At 65.6% G+C, this 22,245-nt stretch carries 24 protein-coding genes; 4 read left to right on the forward strand and 20 right to left on the reverse strand.

The genetic code is table 11. The features are described from left to right. Positions 1–31 precede the first annotated feature (31 nt). Entirely contained in the window at positions 32–877 is an 846-nt protein-coding gene (locus AC1DW2_RS21805) for a tetratricopeptide repeat protein (protein WP_084794962.1), read from the forward strand. Here AC1DW2_RS21805 and AC1DW2_RS21810 read toward each other — a convergent pair. The 10 genes from AC1DW2_RS21810 to AC1DW2_RS21855 form a co-directional block, all read right to left on the reverse strand. Beyond that, entirely contained in the window at positions 867–1,586 is a 720-nt protein-coding gene (locus AC1DW2_RS21810) for a hypothetical protein (RefSeq protein ID WP_063981063.1), read from the reverse strand. The genes AC1DW2_RS21805 and AC1DW2_RS21810 overlap by 11 nt on opposite strands. Before the next feature lie 135 nt (positions 1,587–1,721). Then, a complete protein-coding gene (locus tag AC1DW2_RS21815; protein WP_063981062.1) occupies positions 1,722–2,069 on the reverse strand; it encodes a RidA family protein in 348 nt (115 codons plus the stop codon). Between the two features lie 12 nt (positions 2,070–2,081). Next, the gene (locus tag AC1DW2_RS21820) at positions 2,082–3,203 is read right to left on the reverse strand and encodes an NAD(P)/FAD-dependent oxidoreductase (protein ID WP_283017566.1); all 1,122 of its coding nucleotides are present in this window, start codon (positions 3,201–3,203) and stop codon (positions 2,082–2,084) included. Continuing rightward, complete coding sequence (locus tag AC1DW2_RS21825; protein WP_063981060.1) at positions 3,200–4,618, reverse strand: FAD/NAD(P)-dependent oxidoreductase; 1,419 nt, start codon at positions 4,616–4,618, stop codon at positions 3,200–3,202. Before AC1DW2_RS21825 ends, AC1DW2_RS21820 begins: the two co-directional genes overlap by 4 nt. Beyond that, positions 4,615–4,911 (reverse strand): (2Fe-2S)-binding protein, encoded by a 297-nt coding sequence (locus tag AC1DW2_RS21830; protein WP_063981059.1) that lies wholly within the window; start codon positions 4,909–4,911, stop codon positions 4,615–4,617. Before AC1DW2_RS21830 ends, AC1DW2_RS21825 begins: the two co-directional genes overlap by 4 nt. A gap of 29 nt (positions 4,912–4,940) precedes the next feature. Next, positions 4,941–6,077, reverse strand: a complete 1,137-nt coding sequence (locus AC1DW2_RS21835) for an NAD(P)/FAD-dependent oxidoreductase (protein WP_063981058.1) — start codon at positions 6,075–6,077, stop codon at positions 4,941–4,943. Between the two features lie 9 nt (positions 6,078–6,086). Then, the gene (locus AC1DW2_RS21840; protein ID WP_063981057.1) at positions 6,087–6,893 is read right to left on the reverse strand and encodes an ABC transporter permease; all 807 of its coding nucleotides are present in this window, start codon (positions 6,891–6,893) and stop codon (positions 6,087–6,089) included. Beyond that, complete coding sequence (locus AC1DW2_RS21845; protein ID WP_063981056.1) at positions 6,890–7,765, reverse strand: ABC transporter permease; 876 nt, start codon at positions 7,763–7,765, stop codon at positions 6,890–6,892. The genes AC1DW2_RS21840 and AC1DW2_RS21845 overlap by 4 nt, the downstream gene beginning before the upstream one ends. Further along, positions 7,762–8,802, reverse strand: coding sequence for an ABC transporter ATP-binding protein (locus AC1DW2_RS21850; protein WP_063981055.1), 1,041 nt, complete (start codon positions 8,800–8,802; stop codon positions 7,762–7,764). The genes AC1DW2_RS21845 and AC1DW2_RS21850 overlap by 4 nt, the downstream gene beginning before the upstream one ends. A gap of 23 nt (positions 8,803–8,825) precedes the next feature. Next, entirely contained in the window at positions 8,826–9,863 is a 1,038-nt protein-coding gene (locus AC1DW2_RS21855; protein WP_063981054.1) for an ABC transporter substrate-binding protein, read from the reverse strand. 273 nt (positions 9,864–10,136) lie between these two features. Here AC1DW2_RS21855 and AC1DW2_RS21860 point away from each other — a divergent pair, with 273 nt between their 5' ends. Then, positions 10,137–11,054 (forward strand): LysR substrate-binding domain-containing protein, encoded by a 918-nt coding sequence (locus tag AC1DW2_RS21860; protein WP_063981053.1) that lies wholly within the window; start codon positions 10,137–10,139, stop codon positions 11,052–11,054. Here AC1DW2_RS21860 and AC1DW2_RS21865 read toward each other — a convergent pair. The 9 genes from AC1DW2_RS21865 to AC1DW2_RS21905 are packed head-to-tail and all read right to left on the reverse strand — an operon-like array spanning position 11,044 to position 19,836. Further along, on the reverse strand, positions 11,044–12,417 hold the full coding sequence (locus AC1DW2_RS21865; RefSeq protein ID WP_063981052.1) for an amidohydrolase family protein: 1,374 nt from the start codon (positions 12,415–12,417) through the stop codon (positions 11,044–11,046). The genes AC1DW2_RS21860 and AC1DW2_RS21865 overlap by 11 nt on opposite strands. Next, positions 12,414–13,997, reverse strand: coding sequence for an ABC transporter substrate-binding protein (locus tag AC1DW2_RS21870; protein ID WP_063981051.1), 1,584 nt, complete (start codon positions 13,995–13,997; stop codon positions 12,414–12,416). Before AC1DW2_RS21870 ends, AC1DW2_RS21865 begins: the two co-directional genes overlap by 4 nt. A gap of 22 nt (positions 13,998–14,019) precedes the next feature. Continuing rightward, complete coding sequence (locus AC1DW2_RS21875) at positions 14,020–14,676, reverse strand: aspartate/glutamate racemase family protein (RefSeq protein ID WP_063981050.1); 657 nt, start codon at positions 14,674–14,676, stop codon at positions 14,020–14,022. An 8-nt stretch (positions 14,677–14,684) separates the two neighbouring features. Next, positions 14,685–15,569 carry a polysaccharide deacetylase family protein gene (locus tag AC1DW2_RS21880; protein WP_063981049.1) on the reverse strand — a complete coding sequence of 295 codons (885 nt, stop codon included), beginning with the start codon at positions 15,567–15,569 and terminating at the stop codon, positions 14,685–14,687. Beyond that, positions 15,556–16,371 carry an ABC transporter substrate-binding protein gene (locus tag AC1DW2_RS21885; protein WP_063981048.1) on the reverse strand — a complete coding sequence of 272 codons (816 nt, stop codon included), beginning with the start codon at positions 16,369–16,371 and terminating at the stop codon, positions 15,556–15,558. The genes AC1DW2_RS21880 and AC1DW2_RS21885 overlap by 14 nt, the downstream gene beginning before the upstream one ends. 15 nt (positions 16,372–16,386) lie before the next feature. After that, the gene (locus AC1DW2_RS21890) at positions 16,387–17,151 is read right to left on the reverse strand and encodes an amino acid ABC transporter ATP-binding protein (protein WP_477007151.1); all 765 of its coding nucleotides are present in this window, start codon (positions 17,149–17,151) and stop codon (positions 16,387–16,389) included. After that, entirely contained in the window at positions 17,148–18,005 is an 858-nt protein-coding gene (locus AC1DW2_RS21895) for an amino acid ABC transporter permease (RefSeq protein WP_063981046.1), read from the reverse strand. Before AC1DW2_RS21895 ends, AC1DW2_RS21890 begins: the two co-directional genes overlap by 4 nt. Beyond that, a complete protein-coding gene (locus AC1DW2_RS21900) occupies positions 18,002–18,826 on the reverse strand; it encodes an ABC transporter substrate-binding protein (RefSeq protein WP_283017567.1) in 825 nt (274 codons plus the stop codon). The genes AC1DW2_RS21895 and AC1DW2_RS21900 overlap by 4 nt, the downstream gene beginning before the upstream one ends. A gap of 53 nt (positions 18,827–18,879) precedes the next feature. Then, positions 18,880–19,836: an N-carbamoyl-D-amino-acid hydrolase gene (locus AC1DW2_RS21905; RefSeq protein ID WP_084795331.1), complete on the reverse strand. Its 957-nt coding sequence runs from the start codon at positions 19,834–19,836 to the stop codon at positions 18,880–18,882. Between the two features lie 151 nt (positions 19,837–19,987). On the opposite strand from AC1DW2_RS21905, the gene AC1DW2_RS21910 reads away from it, so the two are divergent. Together AC1DW2_RS21910 and AC1DW2_RS21915 are read left to right on the forward strand one after the other, a co-directional pair. Beyond that, positions 19,988–20,914 (forward strand): LysR family transcriptional regulator, encoded by a 927-nt coding sequence (locus tag AC1DW2_RS21910; RefSeq protein WP_063981043.1) that lies wholly within the window; start codon positions 19,988–19,990, stop codon positions 20,912–20,914. A 29-nt stretch (positions 20,915–20,943) separates the two neighbouring features. After that, entirely contained in the window at positions 20,944–21,657 is a 714-nt protein-coding gene (locus AC1DW2_RS21915) for a type 1 glutamine amidotransferase (RefSeq protein ID WP_063981042.1), read from the forward strand. 274 nt (positions 21,658–21,931) lie between these two features. On the opposite strand, the gene AC1DW2_RS21920 is transcribed toward AC1DW2_RS21915, so the two are convergent. Next, positions 21,932–22,245: transposase (locus AC1DW2_RS21920; RefSeq protein ID WP_477007152.1), on the reverse strand; the 314-nt coding region annotated here is incomplete at its 5' end.

A 22,245-nucleotide genomic window follows, 5' to 3' on the forward strand; every position in this document is an offset into this window, starting at 1 on the left:
AAACAACGTGTCTCAACCAAGAGGCCATCTCTTGAGCGGCAAGCCGAATAGCCCCCTCGCCCAACTGCTTCAGCAAGCCTTTCTGGCGCTACGTGCAAAGCAGTTCGACATTGCAAGGCAGCTTGCGACCGAAGCCCTGAAATCAAATCGCACCGACCGGAATGCCGTGCTGATCCTCGCCCATGCCCTGCTCGGCCAGGAGCGTGCGGAGGAAGCGATTGCGCCGCTGGAGAAAGCCGCGAAGCGCAATAGCGATCCCGAAATCGAGACGCTGCTCGGCCATGTGCTGTGTGCCGCGCGGCGCAGAAGCGATGGACTGGCGCAACTGCGGCGAACCACAGCGCGCCGTCCGCCCTATCTGCCCGCGTTCCAGGAGCTGGCGGGCCAGCTTGCGAACGCCGGCGAGGTTGGCGAGGCGGTCGGGATGATCGAGCAAGCCCTCGCGCTCGCCCCGGCCAGCGTCGATCTGCAACTCGACCTTGGCCGCATGCATGTCCGGAATAACAATCGCGCCAAAGCGCGTACCGTGCTGACCGCGGCGCGCGCGATCGGGCCGGGACGCACCGATATCCTGACCGAACTTGCCTGGGCCGAGCTTCTCGACGGCGCTTATGCCGAGGCCGCCGACACCTACCGTCACGCGCTCGGGCTTCGCCCGGACGACGCTCTCTCCCGCGCCAATCTCGCGATCTGCCTGATGGAGATGGGCGAACGCGATGGCGGCGAGGCGGCGCTGCGGTCCGTGTATGGCGGACGGCCGCAGATGCTCAGCCGCGCCGCCCTCACACTCGCCGCCTCGTCGCACGGCCGCTTCTTCTTCCGCCCGAGCGCCGCGGCGAAATTCCTGGGAGCCAGGCCCGAGCGGGCTACGCCCTGAATTTCCGCCGGTACAGACCCGGCTCGCGCTTCAGCGCGGCGCGCAGGGCGTGGACCTTCTGCGCTTCATCCTCGGTGAAGGCCGAGGTCTGCCGCGTCCAATCCTCACGCTTGACCGGAATGCATTGCGCGATCGGTGTGCCCTTGGGCAGCACGCCGCGAAAGCCCGTATTGTGCCAATGCGCCGGAAAGTGGATCCAGCTGTCGCGATAGCGATCGCAATCGACGAGGCCGCTCAGCGTGATGAACGGCAGGTCGAAGCGATTGACCGGATGGGTGAAGAACAGCGAATAGCCTTCCGGCGCCTCGATGGTCCAGAGATTGTGAAACTTGATGACGAAGCGATCGGCCTCGAACAGCGGCGAGCCGGTGAGCTGGCCCTGATCGTGAAAGCTGATCGGCGAGCGCGGAAAATCGATCTCACCGCCGGGCGGGATGTCGTTGTCCCAGCTGATCTCGCCATCCTCGACCCTGATATCGCAGATTAGCGGGATCAGGAAACCGCATGTCATCGCGTCGATGAACGGCGGGCAGCGCTTGACCGTCTCGTCATCCTGCTGATTGAGGGCACTGAAGGCCGTGGTCGGCATCGCCTTGAGCCAGTCGGGAACGCCGAGATTCGCCGGCACCGGCTGCGGCAGCAGGCCTTCGAGTTCTCCGGGGCAGCGAAATTTGATCGCGAGCTTGTTGTTATTGTTCTGCGAGGACATTGGGCATTCCAGCCGAGTCCCCTACTGATAAACGGAAACTGCGGCGCGTCAAAGCGCCGCAGCTAATCCAGACCATTACATCTTCGTCATGTTCGGATCGACGGCTCTCTTCACGAGCCCGTGAGAAGAGCGCAATCAGCCCTTGAGCGCAGTGACCACCACCTCGATCAATGCACCGCCGCCGAGATCGGCAACGCCGACCGTGGCGCGCGTCGGCAGGTTGTCACCGAAGAATTCAGTCCAGACCGCGTCCATCTCCTTCTTCTTGGAAAGATCCGTGACGAAGATCGAGGTGCTGACGACGCGCGACTTGTCGGTACCGGCTTCCTTCAGATAGCCGGCGATCTTGCCGAGGATGTTGCGGGTCTGGTCGCCCATGGACACGGAAGTGTCGTCGGCGATGGTGCCACCGACGAAGACGAAGCCGTTGGCCTCGACGGCGCGGTGCATGATGGGCGTGCGGATGCTGCGGGTGATGCTCATGATGTCCTCTTCTTAGAGCGTGGAAGGATGGAAGCGGTCGATGCCGAGATCGCCGATGCGGGTCTGGGTGCCGCCATTGACGATCAGCTCGGCCATCACGGCACCCGCGCCGGGGCCGAGCTGGAAGCCGTGCAGCGAGAAGCCGAACTGGTGATAGAGGCCCTTGTGGCGGCTGCTCGGTCCGAACACGGGGATATCGTCCTTCATCTTCGCCTCGATGCCGGCCCAGGCGCGGACGATCGTCGCGCTGCGCATCACCGGGAACAGCTCGAACACGGTGCGCGCGCTGATCGCGAGGCTCTTCCAGTCCAGCACCGTCTCGTTGCGATCCTGATAGGGCGTGGCCAGATGGCCGCCGCCGATCAGCACGGTGCCGTTGGAGAATTGCTTGAAGGACAGTTTGCGCCCGCGCAGGATCACGACGGGGTCGATGAAGTGCGGCACGCGCGAGGTGATCATCAGCATCGGCGCCACGGTCTCGACCGGAACGGGCTCGCCGAGCGCGGCGGCGATGTTCCCGGCCCAGGCGCCGGCGGCATTGACGAGCACCGGCGCGGCAAAGGTCTCAGTGCCGACGTCGACGTGCCAGAGACCGTCGCTGTACCGGATATTGCTGGCGGCAACGCCTTCGCGCACGGTCGCACCTAACTGCTCGGCCTTGCGCCGGAACGCCGTCGTCGTCTGCGCCGGATTGGCGGCACCATCGCGGCGCGACACGACCCCGCCGGGGCAAGTCTCAGCCACGGCCGGCACCAGTCGCCGCAATTCAGTCGCGTCGATCAGCTCCTCATGGGTGAAGCCAAGCGCATTCAGCTCAGCGACACGCGCGCGGCAGACCGCGAGCTCCTCCTCGTTCTCCGCGACGAGAACCTGACCGTAACTCTCAAAGCTGCAATCGTCGTCGAGGAGATCGGTAATCTTCTCCCAGATCCCCATCGAGCGGATCGAGAGCGGGATTTCGGGCACGTGCCTCGCGAGCTGGCGAACGCCGCCGGCATTGACGCCGGAAGCATGGCGGCCGGCGTAGTCTTTCTCGATCAGCACCGGCTTCATGCCGGCGAGGCACAGATGCAGCGCGGTCGAGCATCCGTGGATGCCGCCGCCGACGACGATCGCATCCACGTTTTGGGTCATCCGCGCACCACCGCCTTGATGTCCGCCTCGCTCTTCGGGACGGCGGCGAGCTCGGCGAGCGTGATCGGCTTGACCGGCGCGCGCAGCCGGTAGTAGCCGATCTCCTGTGCCGTCTTGCCCCGCGCCTGCGCCATCAGCTCGGTCACGGTGAGGCCGCAGAGCCGGCCCTGGCACGGCCCCATGCCGGTGCGGCGATAGGCCTTGAGCTGGTTCGGTCCGGTCGCGCCGATGGCGACGGCATCGAGAATGTCCTTCGCGGTGACTTCCTCGCAGCGGCACACGATGGTGTCGCCCGTGGGAATGCGGAACTGGGGCGCGGGGCGGAACAGCGTGTCGAGGAAGACGCGGCCGCGCTCGGCCTTGGCGAGATCGGCGCGGAGCGTCGCCATCGGCGCAAGTTTTGTCGCAACCGCAGGCGCCAATGCCTCCACCGCCGCGCGCGCCGCGATGCGGCCACGGACCACGGCCGCATTGGCACCACCGATGCCGGCGCCGTCACCAGCGATCGCGATGCCCGCGACCGACGAATTGCCGCTCGCATCCAGCACCGGCGACCAGCACAATTGCAGATCATCCCAGCGATGCTCGATTCCGGCCGACATCGCCAGATTGACGTTGGGCACGACGCCCTGATGCAGCAGCAACAGGTCAGCAGGAATGGTCTCACGCTTGCCGCCGGCGATATAGCTCACATTCGCGAGCTGGCCATCACCGGATGCCGAGAGCTCGGTGACGCCGGAGACGACCTGCACCTTGGCCTTCACTTCGCGCATCATCGACAGGCCCTTGGTGAAATAGGGCGAGGTCAGGAAGGCGAAGGCGTGCGGCAACGCGGCGAAGTAATTGCCGCGCTCGGTGGTGTCGAGGATGCGATCGATGCGGCCGCCCAGCCGCAAGATCTGCGCGGCGAGCAGCCAGAGCAGAGGCCCCTGCCCCGCGATCACCGTGCGTCCGTCAGGCACCAGCGCCGATGATTTCAGCATCGTCTGCGCGGCGCCCGCGGTCATCACGCCCGGCAAGGTCCAGCCGGGAATCGGGAACGGCCGCTCCAGCGCGCCGGTCGCGAGGATCACGCGCTGCGCCTTGAGGAAAGCGGATGCACCGCCGATCGATACGGCGATCTCGAGGTTGCGGTCGAGGCTCCAGACGGTGGCGCGATGGATAATCTCGGCGCGGCTCGCGCGGAGCGACTGAACGAGGTCGGCACCGACCCAATAGTCGGCGCCGAGCTGGTCGCGGTCGGTCACGGGCGTGGACGAAATGGCGCGAAACACCTGGCCGCCGGGGCCGATGTTCTCGTCGAGCAGCAGCGTCGACAGGCCGGCTTCGGCGGACGTCGCAGCGGCCGCGAGGCCGGCGGGCCCGGCGCCGATCACCACGACGTCATAGGCTTCGCGCTTGGGAGCCACAGTCATTTTCCGATCTCCCGCTTGCCCTTCTGAATCTCGATCTGCATGCCCTCGGCGACGGGCACCAGGCAGCCCTGGCGGTTACCGACGCCGTCGATGGTGACGAGGCAGTCGAAGCACACGCCCATCATGCAATAGGGCAGACGCGGCGCGCCGCTCACTGCGGTGGAACGGCGCGCATCACAGCCGGAGGCCAGCAGCGCGGCAGAGACGGTGTCGCCCTGGCGCGCCGCGATGGCTGTGCCATCCACGAAGATCTGGACCTGCGGTCGCTTGTCCTGTTCGGATCGTCTAAACATGGGATGCCTCTTGGCTCCTTTAGATATCTCTAATAGCCGCTGTTGTTCGCAGCACCGGCGGCGCCGAAACGGCTGGCCGAAAACGCGCCGACCAGCTCCGGCTCGAGCGCGCCAGCTGCGACCATGCGCGCGATCTCGAAAGCGTGGTTGGAGGCGAGCGTCACGCCGGAATGGCAGCAGGCGACGAAGGCGCCGGGATGCGTCTCCGACTGGTCGTAGATCGGAAAGCCGTCCTGCGGCATGACGCGGATGCCGGCCCAGCTCCTGACCACGTTGAGCCGCGACAGATGCGGAAACATCCTTTGCGCGCGATCGGCCATCACAGCGCTGACGGAATGCTTCAGCGCGCGATCGTCGAGCTCGTCCTCCTTGCTGTCGCCAATCATCACCGTGCCCTCGTCGGTCTGGCGGATCGTGGTCAGCGGATGCGGCAGGAACGGCATGGTGCGCTCGGTCACCACGATCTGGCCGCGGGTCGGGCCCATCGGCGCGTAGAGGCCGACCATCGGCGCAAGCGTCTGGTTGGCATTGCCGGCCGCGAGCACGATCTTGGCGGCGTGCAGTTCGCCCTTCGGCGTGGTCAGGCGGAATTCGCCACCACTCTTGCTGATCGCCGAGACCGGGCGCTCCGGAAAATAGTCGATGCCGAATGCCTTGAAGCCGGTGTGGAAGGCGCGGAAGGTCCGCAGCGAATTGACGTGGCCGTCGAGCGGACAATAGCTCCCGCCGGACACCTCCGGACCAATCAGCGGCAGCGCCTTCTTCACCTCGGAGGCGGAGAGCATCTCCATCTTGTAATCGGCAGCACCGGTCTGGTTGTGCATGCGCTTCACCAGCTCGGTGCGCTGGCCGAATTCGTCGTCGCCGAGCGTCAGATGGAAGCCACCGTTCTGTTGAAGCGAGACATCCAGGCCGGTCTGTTGCTTGAGTTCGGAAGCAAGCTGGCTCCACGCTTGTGACGCCTGCACGGTCCAGACAGTATAGGCCGGCATGCCGAGCCCTTTGCTCTGAACCCAGACCAGCGCAAAATTCGCGCGCGAGGCGCGCTTGGTGATGTCGCCTTCGTCGAGCACGGCCACGCTCTTGCCGAGCCGGCCGAGGCCCCAGGCAATGGCGGAGCCGAGCAGTCCGCCGCCGACCACAGCGACGTCGTAGTCTCCTGACATAAATTTCTCCTATCGTCCCGTATCGCCCTTGCCGGCGAGCACACGGTCGAGTCCGTAGAAGCGGTCGAGCAGAATGAGGGCTGTCATGGTGATCGCGATCACGCAGGCCGAGACCGACGTGACCAGCGGATCGATGTTGTCCTGGATATAAAGGAACATGCGCACCGGCAACGTCTCGGTGCCGGGCGCCGCGAGGAAGACGGTCATGGTGAGATCGTCGAAGGACTGGATGAAAGCGAGCGCCCAACCGCTGATGACGCCGGGCAGGATCAGCGGCAGCGTCACGCGGCGAAACAGCGTCCAGCCGTTGGCGCCGAGCGAGACTGCCGCCATCTCGACCGAGAGGTCCATGCCGGTCGCCGCCGCCAGCGTCAGCCGCAGCGCGAACGGAAACACGATGATGACATGCGCGATGATCAGCGCGGCAAAGCTGCCGCCGAGGCCGGCCGAGGTGAAGAAGCGCAGGAAGGCGATGCCGAGCACGACATGCGGGATCATCAGCGGCGACAGGAACAGCGCCGCGAGCGCATCGCGGCCGCGGAAGCGATAACGCGCGATCGCGAGCGCTGCCGGCACCGCGAACAGCAGCGCCACGAAGGATGAGAGCGCACCGAGCCCCAGGCTCACCCAGAAGGCATGGATGAACTCGGGATAGTTGGCGATCGCCCTGAACCAGCGCAGCGAAAAGCGGTTGGTCGGCAGCGACAGGAAGCCTTCGGGCGTGAAAGCAACGAGGCATACCACCAGGATCGGCGCGACCATGACGATGACGAAGATGGTGTGGAAGATCAACGCGAGCGGGCCGTTCCGGCTCATCGGAACACCTCCGCGTAGCGGCGCTCGATCAGCGCGTTGCTGCCGACGACGATCAGCACCAGCGCGACCAGCAGCAGCGTTGCGACCGCTGCACCGAGCGGCCAGTTCAGCGTGTTGAGGAATTCGTCGTAGGCCAGCGTCGCCGCGACCTTGAGCCGGCGGCCGCCGATGATCGCGGGCGTCGCGAAGGCACTGGCGGAGAGCGAAAACACGATGATCGCGCCCGACAGCACGCCCGGCATGATCTGCGGCATGATGATGCGGCGAATGATGGTCACCGGCCCCGCACCGAGCGACATCGCGGCGTTCTCGATCTGCGGATTGAGCCGCTGGAGCGCGGCCCACACCGACAGCACCATGAACGGCATCATCACATGGGCGAGCGCAACCACCATCCCTGTCTCGGTGAACATGAAGGGAATGGGCGAGCGGATCACTCCGAGCGACATCAGGAGCTTGTTGACGAGGCCGTTGTTGCCGCCGAACAGCAGCGCCCAGCCGAGCGTCCGCGCCACCACGGAGATCAAGAGCGGCCCGAGGATGATCAGCAGGAAAAAGCTCTTCCAGCGGCCGCTCATGCGGTTGAGGATGTAGGCTTCGGGTGCGCCGAGCAACGCGGTGAGCAGCGTTGTCAGGATCGCGATGCGAAACGTCCGCCAGAACATTTCGGCATAATAGGGATCGGTCGCGATCTCGTGCCAGTTTTTGAGGATGAAGACCGGCTCGATGCCCTTGTACTGACCCCAGTCGTGGAACGACAGCATCACCGTCATCGCCAGCGGAATCAGCAGCACGCCGACGAACAGCATCAAGGCGGGCGCCGTCAGCGCCCATGGCGCACGCGCGTTGCGCTCGTCAGCGGCCGTGCTCATGCGCCGGCCCTCGCGCGCACGCTCATGTCCTCGGGCCGCCAGACGAGGCGAACCGCCTCGCCCTCAGCCGGCGGCGCCGTCCCGTCATTCTGGCGGATCACGATCGCGGGCCCGCATTCGCTGTCGCACTGGAACAGCCAGTGATTGCCCTGGAAGATGCGCGTGACGATCTTTGCGCTGAGCCCCGTATCGCCAAAGCCGATCCGTTCAGGGCGAATGCTGACAGTGACGGGGCCACTGAGCCCGGCCGGCGCCGGCGCGTTCCAGGAGCCAGCCACCAGCCGCACCGGCGTCGCGGTCCGATCAATCGTCGCCGCAAAGTCGTTGGTCTTGCCGAGGAACTGCGAGACGAAGGCCGAGGACGGCTTCTCATAGGTCTCCTGCGGCGAGCCGATCTGCTCGATGCGGCCCTGGCTCATCACCACGATGCGGTCGGACAGCGACATCGCCTCGTTCTGGTCGTGGGTGACCAGGATCGTCGTGGTGCCGATGGTGCGCTGGATCTGGCGCAGCTCGATCTGCATCTCCTCGCGCAGTTTGGCGTCGAGATTCGACAGCGGCTCGTCGAGCAAGAGCACGCTCGGCTTGATCACCAGCGCGCGCGCCAGCGCCACGCGCTGCTGCTGACCGCCGGACATGCGGCGCGGATGGCGGTCCTCAAAACCGGCAAGCCCGACCATCGCGAGCGCGGCGCGGACGCGCTCGGCTCTTTCGGCGCGCGGCACGTTGCGCATCTCGAGGCCGAACGCGACGTTCTCCGCCGCCGTCATGTGCGGAAACAGCGCGTAGCTCTGGAACACGATGCCGAGCCCGCGCTTCGCGGGATGGATCGCGGTCAGGTCCTTGCCCTCCAGGCGGATCGCGCCGCGTGTGGGATCGAGGAAACCCGCGATCATCTGCAGGGTCGTGGTTTTGCCGCAGCCGGACGGGCCGAGGAAGGAGATGAACTCCCCCTTCCCCACCGACAGACTGAAGTCTTCGACCACAGTCTGCGCGCCGAACTGTTTTGCGACCCGATCGAGCTCGAGATAGGCCATGCGCTGTCTCCGCAACGATCAGATCAACGCTCGACCTCGCGATTCCAGCGCTTGGTCCACTCCTCGCGCTTCTCGTTGATCACAGTCCAGTCCGGATTATAGAGCTTTGCCGCGCGCTCGCCGATCGGCGCCATCTTGCCGAGCTCCGGCGGTACCACCAGTGATTTCAGCACCGGGCCGTAGCCGTAGTCCTTCAGCATCACGAGCTGGATTTTTGGATCGAGCAGCATCTTGACGAAGTTCGATGCAAGCGGCGAGGCATTCGGCTTGGTGATCGGACACGCCGTCGTCAGCAGCGTCGCCGCGCCTTCCTTCGGATAGACGAAGTCGACGGGGAAGCCGGTGTTGGCGAAGCTCTGCACGCGGCCCGTGCCCCACACCGCGATCACGGCCTGGCCGGACTGGAACAGCTCGGTCATCTTGCCCGGCGACGGCTCATAGGCCAGCACGTTCGGATTGATCTGCTCCTTGAAGATCTTGAAGCCGGAATCGACGTTGGTCTCGCCGCCGCCGTTCATCTTCGACAGCATCACCAGCGCTTCGAGGCCGTAGGTGTTGTTGATCGGCGGGATCACGAGCTGCTTGGCGTATTTCGTGTCCTTCAGATCGTTCCACGAAGTGGGTGGCGCCCAGCCTTTCTCGGCGAACACCTTGGTGTTGTACATCAGGCCAGTCGCGACGATGCCGATCGCAACGGCGCGATCGTCCTTGAAGCGGGCGGTGTCATAGAGATCGGCGGCCGGCAAGCCTTCGAGCTTGCCGCAGAAGCCGAGCTGGATCGCCTGGTACATCGGGCCGTCGTCGACGATGGCAACGTCGATCTGCTGGTTGCCCTTCTGCGCCTGAAGCTTGGCCAGCGTATCGGTGGAATTGCCGGCGACGTACTCGACCTTGACCCCGTTCTCCTTCTCGAAGGCCGGGATCACCTCGTCGCGGATGGTCTTCTCGAACGAGCCACCGTAACCGGCGACATAGAGCGTTTTCTGCTGGGCCGAGGCGGCAGACGGGACGGCGATGAGCGCTGCGATGCTGACCGCGGTCAGAAGGCTGAGAGTCTTCATATGGACCGATCTCCAATACCGGGATGAGGTGACGTGCCGAAAAATCTCTGACTGAGGCGCCTTCCGCATTTCCTTCCGCGCCAACCCTCTCCGGACAGGGCTCCGGCCCCTGTTCGGTAGGTTTTGGCGCGATTCGGAGGTTTGAACCCCTCCAATCTGCCGAAAAAGCGGGCTGTCTCCAGTCCTGATGAAAAAGATCGCAAACCCGAGCTTCCATCGTCCAATGAATAATGGCACCCTCTGCATGCATAAATGTTATGGATGGAATTGGGGATGGCGCGGATCAATCCGCGGCAGGTGGAGGCCTTCCGCGCGACGATGCTGACGGGCAGCGTGACTGAGGCGGCGGCGCTGATGACCGTGACGCAGCCGGCGGTCAGCCGGCTGCTGCGCGACCTCCAGGCGCTGCTGAAAATGGAGCTGTTCGAGCGGCGCGGCACTGGCCTCGTGCCGACCGCCGCGGCGATGGCGCTCTATACCGAGGTGGAGCGTTCCTTCGTCGGGCTCGAACGCATCACGGCGGCCGCCGAGGAAATCCGTGGCCGCCGCACCGGCTCGCTGCGCATCGCCGCGCTGCCGGCGCTGTCGAACGGCTATCTGCCGCGGCTCGCCGGACATTTCCTGAAAGAACGGCCCAACCTCAACCTCGCCTTCTTCGGCGTGATCTCGCCGATCGTGGTCGATTGGGTGCTCAACAATCAATGCGACATCGGCTTTGCCGAGGTGCCGATCGCCCATTCCGGCCTGCCGAGCCAGCGGCTGCCCGCTTTGGCGCGCGTCGCGGTGCTGCCGACCGGTCATCGCCTCGCGGAGAAGCAAGTTCTGGAGCCGCGCGATTTCGAGGGCGAGACGTTCATCTCGCTGTCGGCGGGATCGTCGAGCCGGCATCTCGTCGACCAGGTCTTCCATCGCCACGACGTCCGCCGTGTGCTCAGGGTCGAGACCACGCTGTCGGAGATCATGTGCGGCATGGTGTCGTCGGGATTAGGCGTCGCGATCTGCGATCCCTTCACCGCGCAGGAATTTTCCACCCGCGGCGTCGTCGTGCGCCGCTTCCTGCCGCGCATCGACTTCGAATTCTCCGCCGTTTTTCCGGCGCAGCGCAGCCCCTCGCCGGTGGCGCTCGATCTCGTCGAGACCATGCGCAAGGCGCTCGTTGAATTCGAGGACGACGCAACGCTCAGCCGTTGAACGCGGCCTGCGCCTCCGGCAGGTCCCAGATCTTGCCGATCGCCGCACTGCCCGCCGCCGTGATCGCCGCTTCATCGGCGCCGAGATAGCCACCCTCATCGACCAGCATGCGGCCGTCCACCATGACCTGATCGATGTTGGCGCGGTTGGCGAGCGCGATCAGCGCGCGGCGTGGGTCGAACAGCGGTTGAAGATGCGGATGGGTGAGATCGACGACGGTGAGATCGGCGGTCGCGCCGGGCTCGATCCGGCCGAGATCAGGCCGATTGATGACGTCGGCGGCGACTGCCGTATTCGCTTCGATCAGCTCCGGCGAGCTCGCGACATCGGCGCGGGCTGAGGTGACCTTGGAGATCAGCGACGCCGCATTGAGCTCGCCGAGCAGGTCCATGTTGTAGCCGTCGGTGCCGACCACGGTGCGCACGCCGTGCTCGGCGAAGCGGCTGAACGCCGCGGTGACGCCGGCGCGCGCGAACACGCGCGGGCAATTCAGCACGGTCATACCGCGCGCGGCCATCAGCTTGAGATCGTCGTCGGTGCTGAACATGCAGTGCGCGGCCATCAGGTCGGGCGCGAGCAGGCCGAGCCAGTCCAGATATTGCGCCGGCGTGCGGCCGCCATAGCGCTTGCCGATGGTCTCGACCTCGGCACGGCTCTGCGCCATGTGCGTCGTGATGGGCACGCCAAGCTCGCGCGCCCGTGCGGCGCAGGCCTTCAGCAGATCGGGGCCACAGGTGTCCGTGGCGTGCGGGCTCATCGCAAGACTGATGCGGCCGTCGCCGCGATTATTCCAGCGCTGATAGAGCGCGTCCCACGTTGCCATGTCGGCGGTGCCGTCGTCGCCGGAATAATGCACCACACCGTCAGGTCCCGCCTTGGCGTCCGACGTCGAGAACAGATACGGCGCGCCATAGAAGCGGATGCCCATCTCTTCGGCGGCATCGAACATCTCCGGGATCGAATTGCGGAACGGCTCCATCACGGTGGTGGCGCCGCCCTTGAGGAGCTGGAGGATGCCGAGCCGCGCGACCGCGATGCGCTCTTCCGCCGACAGGATATCGGCACCGCGCTTGGTCAGCGGCAAGAGCACCGTATAGACAATGCTCTGGTTGTTCTTGCGGCCGTTGCCGTCCTCGGTATGGCTGCGCGCCACCGCTTCGGAGAAGCAGTGATTGTGCAGATTCAAGAGACCGGGCAGCACGAAGCGGCCGGGGCGATCGTAGATCTCGTCCGCGCGCGGCCTGTCGCGCGTGACCGCGGCAATCTTTTTGCCTTCGATCAGGACCCAATGGTCGCGCAACACGTCCTGCGCGCCGTCTTTCCGTGACAGCACATAGCTGCCGAAAATTGCTGTGGTGCTCATGCGGGGCGCACGTTCCAGAAGACGGCGGTGCCGTCGAGAATGCCGGTGATGGCTTTGCGATAGGCGGTCGGCTGCTTGTACAGGCCGATCGGAATATAGGGGATTTCGTCGAACGCGACCGTCTGGATTTCGCGGCAGATGCGCTGCTGCTCGGCAAGCTCGGAGGCGGCCAGCCACTGGCTGCGCAAGGGCCCCATCCTCTCGCTCGCGTACCAGCCGGCGACCTTGCCTTCGCCGCGGATGTTGGTGTTGCCGGCCGGATTGAGCCAGTCGATGCCCTGCCAGTTGCCGACCGCGGCGCTCCAGCCGCCCTGCCCGATCGGGTCCTTCTTGAGCTGGCGCTGCAACACGACGGCGAAATCGAGCCCGGCATATTCGACGTTCATGCCGGCCTTGCGCAAGCTGTCGACCGCGATCTCGCCCAGCGGCTTCTGCGCCAGCGAGTTGGTGGGGACCAGCACTACGATCTTCTCGCCATTGTAGCCCGCGGCCTTCAGCTCGGCCTTGACCTTGGCGTAGTCGCGCGGCCCGCGGAACACGTCGAGGCCGACGTCGCTCGCCATCGGGGTATCAGGCGCGAAATAGCCGATCGGCGAGACCTGGAACGCCGGATCGGTACCGGCCACGGCCGTCATGAACGCGGATTGATCGATCGCACCCAGCAGCGCGCGGCGCACGGCAGGATTGTCGAAGGGCGGCTGCAGATGATTGAGGCGCAGCATGCAGGCGTAGCCTCTGGGGTCAAGGATGCGCGTCTCGATATCGCCGGCGGCCTTGATGATCGGCAGCAGATCGTGCGGCGTGGTCTCCTGCCAGTCCTGCTCGCCGGTCTGGAGCGCGGCGACGCCGGTGCCGGCATCGGGCGTGGTGGTCCAGACCACGCGGTCGTAATGCACGATCTTCGGACCCGCGGTCCAATCCGGTTTGCCGTCGGTGCGCGGCTGGTAGCGCTCGAATTTGGCATAGGCGTTGCGGGCACCCTGCACGCGCTCGTCGGCGAGATAGCGGAACGGGCCACTGCCGATCACCTCGGTCAGCGGCTTGAACGGGTCCTGGCTCGCCAGCCGCTCCGGCATCATGAAGCAGGGATTGATCGCCGCTTTGCCGAGCGCCTGCGGCAGCAGCGGGAACGGACGCTTGAGGCGGAAGCGGATGGTGCGGTCGTCGGCGGCCGAGAGCTCGGCGGTCGCCTCCAGCAGCTCGCCGCCAAAGCCGTCGCGCGCCGCCCAGCGGCGGATGCTGGCGACGCAGTCGCGGGCCAGCACACGTTCGCCATCGTGCCAGAACAGGCCATCGCGCAAGCTGAGGTCCCACTGCAGCAAGTCAGCGGAGATGGCGTGGCCCGACAGCATCTGCGGCGAGACCTGGAGCGAGGAGCTCATGCCGTAGAGCGTGTCGTAGACCATGAAACCATGGTTTCGCGACACCTGCGCGGTCGAATAGATGGGGTCGACGAAGGCGAGGTCGATGACGGGAATGAAGCGCAAGGTGCTCTGCGCTTCGGCGCGGACGATGCCCGGCAGCGACAGCGCCGGCATTGCTGCGGCAGCCTTGAGGAGCGAGCGGCGGGAGATCGGCATGACAAAAGGCTCCTGAAGGATCTTACGTGTTCAACAACACCGCGCCGATTGCAGCGGCGACCGCCTGCTGCGCCGGCTCGATCACGGGCACACCGATCGCATCCGCGATCGCCGCGCGGTGCGAGGCCATGCCGGCGCACCCCATCACCACGACATCGGCGCGGCATTGAGTGACCAGCGCGCGGCCGGCATCGACCAAGCGGCCGCGGATATCGGCGCCTGCCGTTTCCGCCGCACTCGCGCCGACCGACCAGCTTCCGGCGTAACGGCTATCGACGCCCATCACCCGCGCCATGCGTTGCTGGCGGCGGATGCTCGACGGCGACAGCGCGATGATGCCGAAGCGTTCGCCCAGCATCAGCGCGCGAAAGATTCCGCATTCGGCGATGCCCAGCACCGGGCGTCCGCCGGCGGCCTCACGCACCGCATGCAGGCCGGGATCGCTGAAGCAGGCGAGCACGAAGGCATCCGCATCGTCACGCGTGACGCGGTTGACCAGCGGCATGACCACGCTATCGGCATCGCGCTGCGAGCTGATGCCCGGCGGTCCTTCGGCGAGGCCAACCACCTCGATGTCAGGCCCGCCGGCAATGCGCAGCGGCGCGACCGCCTCGTCGATCGCCGCCGTCACCGACGCCGAGGAGTTGGGGTTGATGACGAGGATGCGACGACGGGTCATGGTGCTGCTCAGCGACTACCGGCTTCGTGGCGCAGGAAGTTTTCCGCGATCTTCTCGCCGGTTGTGATCCAGACATCCGGGCACGACTTTGCGTAGGTCAGGAACTCGCGCAACAGGCGCAGCCGCATCGGGCGGCCGCTACATTGCGGATGCAGCACGGTCGTCACCATGGCGCCCCAGTCCCTGGTTTCGTCGAGCTCGTCCTTCCAGATCGAGAGCACATGCTCCTTGGGGAAGATCGAGCGCGGGCTGAAGCGGGCGGAGAGGCCGTGCATCCAGTCGTCATAACTCGCTGTGACCGGCAGCTCGATCGTGCCGGGCTTGCCGTCGGCCAGACGATGGCGATAAGGCCGCACGTCGTCGCGGAACGACGACGTGTAGACGATGCCGTGACGTACGAGTGCTGCGCGCAGCTCCTCGGTGAACTCGCCATAGGGCGCGCGATAGCCGGTCGGCCTGACGCCGAGCCGGCGCTTCAGCGCCTCGAAGCCGCGCTCCAGCTCCTCCTCGATCCAGGGATCGCCGGGATCGGGCAGCAGATGGTGATAGCCGTGATGGCCGATCTCGTGGCCGGCCTTGAGGATCGACTCGGCCATCGCCGGATGCGCGTCGACCGACCATCCCGTGACGAAGAAGGTCGCCTTGAGATCGAGCTGGTCGAGCAGCTCCAACAGCTTCGGCGTGCCGACGCGCGCCTCATAGCCGCCATAGCTCATGGTGATGAGCCGCTGCGCGTGCACCGCGTCCTTGCTGGTCCACGCACTCTCCGCGTCGACGTCGAAGGAGAGGAACATCGCCGAAGTGTAGGGTTTCGGCCAGGGATATTCCGGCGCGGGATCGGCGGTGTTGGCCGGAACGAGCGGGATGCTCTTGAGTGCCTTACTGTCCAGCATTGATGGTCGCCTTCTCTAATCCGTTGTCGTTCAGTTTCCACTTGGCAAGCAGGGTCTTGTAGGTGCCGTCGGCGATCAGCGCATCGACCGCTTCGAGAATGGCCTGCTGCAGTGCCTTTTCCTTGACCGGCAGGGCGATGCCGGTGAATTGCTGCGCGATGGGCTCGCCCACGGGCGCATAGGCGCCGGGTTCGAGATCCATAATGTAGGGCAGCGTCTCGTTGCCCTGGGCCGCGGCATCGATGCGGCCCTGCCTCAGCTGGGTGCGGGCGTCGGCCGAGCCGTCGGTGCCGATGAACTGGATCGGATTGCTGCCGCAATTCTTCTCGCTCCACGCCGCGATCTGCGCCGGGAACATGGTGCGGCGGCTGGCGCCGACCTTCTTGCCGCAGAGCGATGCCGCGTCCTTGAACTCCGCCTTGCGCGACTGCTGCACGAAGAACTGCGGACCGCTCCTGAGATAATCGACGAAGGACGCGATGTCGTGACGGCTCGCGTAGTCCGTGAAACCGGACAGGATGGCGTCCACCCGCCCGGTCGAGATCGACGGCATGAACTCGGCAAAGCTCGTCTCCTGCCATTCGATCTTGACGCCGAGCTTGCGGCCGATGGCTTCGCCGAGATCGATGTCGAAGCCGGATAGCGCGTTGGTAGCGGGATCGCGGAATTCCATCGGCGGATAGTTCGGCACCAGCGCCACCTTGAGGCTGCCGCGCTTGGCGATCTCCGCCGGCAGCTCGATCGCCAATGCCGAAACGGTCATGACGCCGAAAAGCGCCGCCGCAACCCAAAGTCTCTTCATCAACACGCCCCCATCTCAGATCACCGCCGAAAGAAATGCCCTGGTGCGCTCCTCGCGCGGCGCACCCAATACGTCCGAGGCGCGCCCCTGCTCGACGATCGCGCCCTGGTCCATGTAGACGACGCGGTCGGCGACCTCGCGCGCGAAGCCGAGCTCGTGCGTCACCACCATCATGGTCATGCCGCTCTTCGCCAGCTCCTTTATGACCGCGAGAACCTCGCCGACGAGTTCCGGATCGAGCGCGCTGGTCGGCTCGTCGAACAGCATCAGCATCGGCTTCATGGCGAGCGCACGCGCAATCGCCACGCGCTGCTGCTGGACGCCGGAGAGCTGCGCGGGATACCAGTCCGCCTTGGCGGACAATCCGACGCGCCGGAGCAGTTCGAGCGCCTCCGCGCGCACCTCGTCGGACTTGCGCCCCTGCACCTGAAGTGGACCTTCGATGATATTCTCCAGCGCGGTCTTGTGCGGAAACAGGTTGAAGCGCTGGAACACCATGCCAGTCTTCAGCCGCTGCCGCCCGATCTCCCGCTCGCTGAGACGGTAGAGCTTGCCGCTTTGCTCGCGCACGCCAAGCAGCTCGCCGTCGAGCCAGATGCCGCCGGCATCGATCGCGGCAAGCTGGTTGATGCAGCGGAGCAGCGTGGTCTTGCCGGAGCCGGAGGCGCCGATCAAACACATCACCTCGCCGGGCCAGACGTCGAGCGAGACGCTTCTGAGAGCCTGGAACTCTCCAAAGCTCTTGCTGACGGTGCGGATCGCGACGAGGGGGTTTGTCATCGCGCCAGCCGCAATGTGCCGCGGGCAAAACGGCGTTCGAGCAGCATCTGGAGCGGCGTCAGGATCGAGACCACGAGCAGGTACCAGAGCCCGGCAACGATCAGCAGCTCGATCACGCGCGAATTGGCGTAGTAGATGTTTTCGGCGTTGTGCAGCAGTTCCGGATACTGGATGACGCTCGCGAGCGAGGTCGCCTTCACCATGCCGATGAACTCGTTGCCGAGCGGCGGGATCACGACGCGCATCGCCTGCGGCAGGATGATCCGGCGCAGCGCGCGCAGCCGCCCCATGCCGATCGCCTGTGCCGCCTCGTATTGCCCGATGTCGACCGACAGCATGCCGGCACGCATCACCTCGGACGTATAGGCGCCCTGGTTGATGCCGAGCCCGAGCAGCGCGGCAAGGAACGGCGTCATGACGTCGACCGCGCGCGCAGACCACAGGCCGGGAATGCCGATGGTCGGAAACACCAGCGCGAGGTTGAACCACAACAGCAGTTGCAGGATCAGCGGCGTGCCACGGAACAGCCAGGTGTAGCCGGCCGCGACCGTCTTCAGCACCGGATTGGGCGACAGCCGCATGACCGCGACGACGACGCCGAGGACAATGCCGAGCGCCATCGCCAGCACCGCCATCACCATCGTGTTGACGATGCCTTCGAGAATGACTTTTGCGGTCAGGAAGCGGCTGACATAGGACCATTCGATCTGACCGCCGGCGAAGGCGCGCACGATCACCGCCAGCACGAGGACGATCAGCGCCGCGCTGAGCCAGCGAAACCAGTGCGGCTCGCGCGCGACCCGCATCCCCGACAGATCAGGGAAACCCTCCGCGAGTGCCGGCACCGGCTTCATTGCGGCGCCGCATTCAGCATGGGCTGGGCCACCGCGTTGGCCCCCAGGCCCCATTTGTCGAGAACGGCCTTGTAGGTGCCGTCGGCGATCATCGCCGTGAGCTTCTCCGTCACCACCTCGCGCAAAGCCGCATCGTCCTTGCGGAACATGATGCCCTGGTAGCCTTTGGCGAAGGGCTCGCCGACGACGCGATATTTGCCGGGCTCCTGCGTCTGCGCGTAAGGCAGCGTCTCGCTGCCCTGCACTGCGGCGTCGATGCGGCCCTGCTTGAGCTGGTTGCGGACGTCGATCGAGTTCTCGCCGGGGACGTACTGAATGGCCGGCTTGCCGGCCGGCTCGCAGTTCTGCTTGCTCCACTTCTCGATCTCGACCGGGAAGCTGGTGCTGCGGGTGGTGCCGACCTTCTTGCCGCAGAGATCGGTCGCGTCCTTGGCCGCATTGTCCGCCATCACGAAGAACTGCGGGCCGGTCGCGAGGTAGTCGACGAAAGCGGCGGTCTCGCGCCGTGAGGCGCGGTCGGAGATGCCGGAGATGATGAAGTCCGCGCGCCTGGTCTGGAGCGACGGGATCAGCTCGGCGAACGGCGTCTCGCTCCAGACGATTTTTACGCCAAGCCGCTTCGCAAGTTCGTTGGCCAGATCGACGTCGAGCCCGACGAGCTCGTTGGTGGCGGGATCGCGGTACTCCATCGGCGCGTAGGTGGAGTTGACCGTGAGCTTCAACGCGCCCGCCTGCTTGATCTCCGCGGGAAGCTCCGCCGCTTGCGCCGACGTTACGGTAGCCAGTACTGCGAGACCGAGAGAGAGCGAGAGGCGTATCATGTCAGCTCCTTTGCCAACGTTTTGCTTTGAGTCCTTTGCCAGCGCCGTGCCAGTCAGTCCGCGTCGAGAACGGCCGGCTCGATGACGCCAGCGCGTTCGGTGATCACCCTGTATTGCTCCGGCCGCCGGTGGGCGGCGAAGTTGAACATCTTGTCCTTGCCCTGGCGGCAGAGATCGAGATCGATGTCGGCGATGATCACCTCGTCGGCCAAAGTCTGGGCTTGCGCAACGATGCGGCCATTGGGATCGACGATGCAGGAGCCGCCGATCAACCCGGAGCCGTCCTCCTCGCCCGCCTTCGCCACCGAGATCGCCCAGGTCGCGTTCATGTAGGCGTTGGCCTGCGTCACCAGCGTCGAGTGGAAGGTGCGCAAGGACGCGTCTTCAGTGACGCCGCCATTGGGATCATAGGCGGCCGAATTGTAGCCGATGCAGACGAGTTCAACGCCTTGCAGGCCGAGCACGCGCCAGGATTCCGGCCAGCGGCGGTCGTTGCAGATCATCATGCCCATGATGGCGTGGGCCCAGGCCGATCCGGCGCGGAAAGCGGGAAAGCCGAGGTCGCCATATTCGAAATAGCGCTTCTCGAGTTGCTGGTAGCGCGCGCCTTCGCGCGGCTCGACCGAACCCGGCAGATGCACCTTGCGATAGCGGCCGAGGATCTCGCCGTCGCGATCGACCAGGATGGCGCAATTATAACGTCGACCGTCCGGCGTCAGCTCCGCATAGCCGACATAGAAGCCGACGCGCAGCGCGCGCGCACGGTCGAACAGTTTTGCCACGGCCGGGTTCGGCATGCCGCGCTCGAAATAGTGGTCGAGCGCGTCGCCTTCGAGCAGCCAGCGCGGGAAGAAGGTGGTGAAGGCAAGCTCGGGAAACACCACGAGGCTGGCGCCGTGGCCGGCGGCCTCCTCCAGCATGTCGAGCATTCGCGCCAGCGTATGCTCGCGCGTATCGGCTTTTTGCGTCGGCCCCATCTGTGCGGCGGCGGCGCGAAGGACACGAACCAAGATTGCCTCCAATATGTGCGCAGTGCTGCCTCAATGGGCGAATGAACCCCTTGATGCGACGTGCAAATCCGCGACCATTACGCGGAAGCGGGGCTGCAAAATCAATTCGTTCTGCTATGATGTTTTGGCCCAGAGTATAATTGGCAGTGATATGAACCTGCGTCAGCTCGAGATCCTGCGTGCCGTCATCCGCCATCGCACCACGGTGGCGGCGGCGGACGAACTGGCGCTGTCACAGCCCGCGGTCAGCAACGCGCTGAAGACGATGGAGGCGCAGGCGGGCTTTGCGCTGTTCGAGCGCGTCAACAACCGGCTGTTTCCGACCGCGGAGGCGATGGCGCTCTACAAGGAGAGCGAAGCCATCTTCGCGCTGCACGCCAAGCTCGAGAACCGCGTCCGCGATCTGCGCGAGAACCGCTCCGGCCATCTGGCGCTCGTCGCGACGCCGCCGCTGGCCTACAGCATCATCCCGTCGGCGCTCTCAAGCTTCCTTCGCCGCCGCCCGGAGACGCGGGTGTTCTTCGACGTGCGGCGCTATGAGGGCATCATCGAGGGGGTGCTCAGCCGCGTTGCCGAGCTCGGCTTCGCGCTCGGGCTGACGCATCATCCCGGCATCGCGCATGAGGTGGTGCACACCGGCGAGATGGTGTGCGTGCTGCCGCCGCGGCATCCGCTTGCCGACAAGCCCGTGATCTCGGCCGCAGATCTCTCCGGCATGCCCTTCATCGGGCTCGAGCGCGGCACGCGGCTCGGTGAGGCCGTGCGCGACAGCTTTGCCCGCGCCGGCGCGCCGTTCCAGCCGACCGTCGAGGTGCGCTACTGCAACACGGCTTGCGTGCTCGCCGCGGCCGGCGTCGGCGCCGCCGTGGTCGATCCGTTCTCGCCGCGGCAGAACGGCGGCAGCGGCCTCGTGGTGCGGCCGTTCACGCCCACGACGCACGCGGTTGCCTATATGCTATGGTCAGAATCCGAGCCGCTGTCGCGCCTGGCCAAGGCGTTTCTCAACGAGGTCCGGAAAGAGAGCGCACAGCTGGCACGCACAGCGCCACACCAGCAACATGGGGCAGAAAGCGACTGAGCTTCGCAACCTTTTCACCCGGGGGGCACATGGCACGCATCACCATCATCGAGACCGGACAGGTCCCGCAGAAGTACCGCGAGCAGCACGGCTCGTTTCCCGACATGTTCGAGCGCATGGTCCGCGCCGAGGATCCGACCGCCACGGTGGACGTCGTCAGCATCCCCAATGGCGACGCACTCCCCGACCCGAGCAAGCTCGAGGCCGTGCTGATCACCGGTGCTGCCGCCGGTGTCTATGACGGGCTCGACTGGATCGCGCCGCTGGAAGATTTCGTGCGCACGGCTTACGCCAACAAGACGCCGATGGTCGGTGTCTGCTTCGGCCATCAGCTGATCGCGCAGGCGCTCGGCGGCACCGTGCAGAAGTCGGAGAAGGGCTGGGGCATCGGCCGCCACGTCTATCAGGTGCTGCCGGAGAACGGCGTCGTCGACGGCAAAGCCGTTGCGATCGCCGCCTCGCATCAGGACCAGGTGGTCGAGCCGCCCAGCGATGCGCTGACGATCCTCTCGTCCGAATTCACCCCGCATGCGGGCCTGCTCTACGCCAACGGCACCACGCTGACCGTGCAGCCGCATCCGGAATTCGACGTGGAGTTTGCGCAAGTGTGCTGCGAGCTCCGCGACGGCAAGGCGCCGGAGGATGTCGTTGCGACCGCGAGGGAGTCGCTGGCGGAGCCGATGGACAACGCGAAGCTGGGTGGGGCAATCACGCGGTTTTTGGCGAGGCGCGCGGCGCCTTAATTCAAGGTCCTCGCCACGCGCACCTCTTCCCTTCTCCCCTTGCGGGAGAAGGTGGCGCGAAGCGCCGGATGAGGGGTTGCCTCAGCGCACTCAATAAGAGTCGGACTCGCGGAGGGAGACCCCCTCACCCGTCTCGCCGCTGCGCGGCGAGCCACCCTCTCCCACAAGGGGCCTGTTGCGTTATCGGCTCTTGAGGCTGAAGACGTCAGGAGCGAGTGCCCTGGTCCCGGCAATTGCCTGCCAAGATCTGTAGTTGTCGCCCTGAGCGGGCAGCTCACGCGGCGATCGTGGCCCACCGCCTCATGTTGAAGGCGATCGAGGCGAGCAGGACTTGCCCGGTCGCCTTGATCAGACCGACGTAGCGGATGCAGGTCAGCCGCATGCGGCGTTTGAGAGTAGCGAAGGTGGTTTCGACCTGGGCTCGTCGGCGCGCGATGAGGAGGTTGTAGCGTTTGAGCCTGGGCGGCAGTTCCGGGTGATGTCTGTTGGGCCGACGAGCGATGCGGGGCTTCTTGCCTTCCGCCTTCAGCCGGGCCCGTCGGGCATGGGTGTCGTAAGCCGCATCGGCCCAGACCACGGCTTCATCGC

The sequence above is a fragment of the Bradyrhizobium sp. P3_C3 genome (assembly GCF_056402655.1).

Bases quoted from the DNA above. Each gene is read 5' to 3' on its own strand.
- AC1DW2_RS21895 (WP_063981046.1), bottom strand. From the start codon at position 18,005: ATGAAGCCGGTGCCGGCACTCGCGGAGGGTTTCCCTGATCTGTCGGGG.
- AC1DW2_RS21815 (WP_063981062.1), bottom strand. From the start codon at position 2,069: ATGAGCATCACCCGCAGCATCCGCACGCCCATCATGCACCGCGCCGTC.
- AC1DW2_RS21840 (WP_063981057.1), bottom strand. From the start codon at position 6,893: ATGAGCCGGAACGGCCCGCTCGCGTTGATCTTCCACACCATCTTCGTC.
- AC1DW2_RS21890 (WP_477007151.1), bottom strand. From the start codon at position 17,151: ATGACAAACCCCCTCGTCGCGATCCGCACCGTCAGCAAGAGCTTTGGA.
- AC1DW2_RS21850 (WP_063981055.1), bottom strand. From the start codon at position 8,802: ATGGCCTATCTCGAGCTCGATCGGGTCGCAAAACAGTTCGGCGCGCAG.
- AC1DW2_RS21910 (WP_063981043.1), top strand. From the start codon at position 19,988: ATGAACCTGCGTCAGCTCGAGATCCTGCGTGCCGTCATCCGCCATCGC.
- AC1DW2_RS21900 (WP_283017567.1), bottom strand. From the start codon at position 18,826: ATGATACGCCTCTCGCTCTCTCTCGGTCTCGCAGTACTGGCTACCGTA.
- AC1DW2_RS21880 (WP_063981049.1), bottom strand. From the start codon at position 15,569: ATGCTGGACAGTAAGGCACTCAAGAGCATCCCGCTCGTTCCGGCCAAC.
- AC1DW2_RS21915 (WP_063981042.1), top strand. From the start codon at position 20,944: ATGGCACGCATCACCATCATCGAGACCGGACAGGTCCCGCAGAAGTAC.
- AC1DW2_RS21860 (WP_063981053.1), top strand. From the start codon at position 10,137: ATGGCGCGGATCAATCCGCGGCAGGTGGAGGCCTTCCGCGCGACGATG.
- AC1DW2_RS21810 (WP_063981063.1), bottom strand. From the start codon at position 1,586: ATGTCCTCGCAGAACAATAACAACAAGCTCGCGATCAAATTTCGCTGC.
- AC1DW2_RS21835 (WP_063981058.1), bottom strand. From the start codon at position 6,077: ATGTCAGGAGACTACGACGTCGCTGTGGTCGGCGGCGGACTGCTCGGC.
- AC1DW2_RS21865 (WP_063981052.1), bottom strand. From the start codon at position 12,417: ATGAGCACCACAGCAATTTTCGGCAGCTATGTGCTGTCACGGAAAGAC.
- AC1DW2_RS21885 (WP_063981048.1), bottom strand. From the start codon at position 16,371: ATGAAGAGACTTTGGGTTGCGGCGGCGCTTTTCGGCGTCATGACCGTT.
- AC1DW2_RS21845 (WP_063981056.1), bottom strand. From the start codon at position 7,765: ATGAGCACGGCCGCTGACGAGCGCAACGCGCGTGCGCCATGGGCGCTG.
- AC1DW2_RS21825 (WP_063981060.1), bottom strand. From the start codon at position 4,618: ATGACTGTGGCTCCCAAGCGCGAAGCCTATGACGTCGTGGTGATCGGC.
- AC1DW2_RS21830 (WP_063981059.1), bottom strand. From the start codon at position 4,911: ATGTTTAGACGATCCGAACAGGACAAGCGACCGCAGGTCCAGATCTTC.
- AC1DW2_RS21855 (WP_063981054.1), bottom strand. From the start codon at position 9,863: ATGAAGACTCTCAGCCTTCTGACCGCGGTCAGCATCGCAGCGCTCATC.
- AC1DW2_RS21820 (WP_283017566.1), bottom strand. From the start codon at position 3,203: ATGACCCAAAACGTGGATGCGATCGTCGTCGGCGGCGGCATCCACGGA.
- AC1DW2_RS21870 (WP_063981051.1), bottom strand. From the start codon at position 13,997: ATGCCGATCTCCCGCCGCTCGCTCCTCAAGGCTGCCGCAGCAATGCCG.
- AC1DW2_RS21875 (WP_063981050.1), bottom strand. From the start codon at position 14,676: ATGACCCGTCGTCGCATCCTCGTCATCAACCCCAACTCCTCGGCGTCG.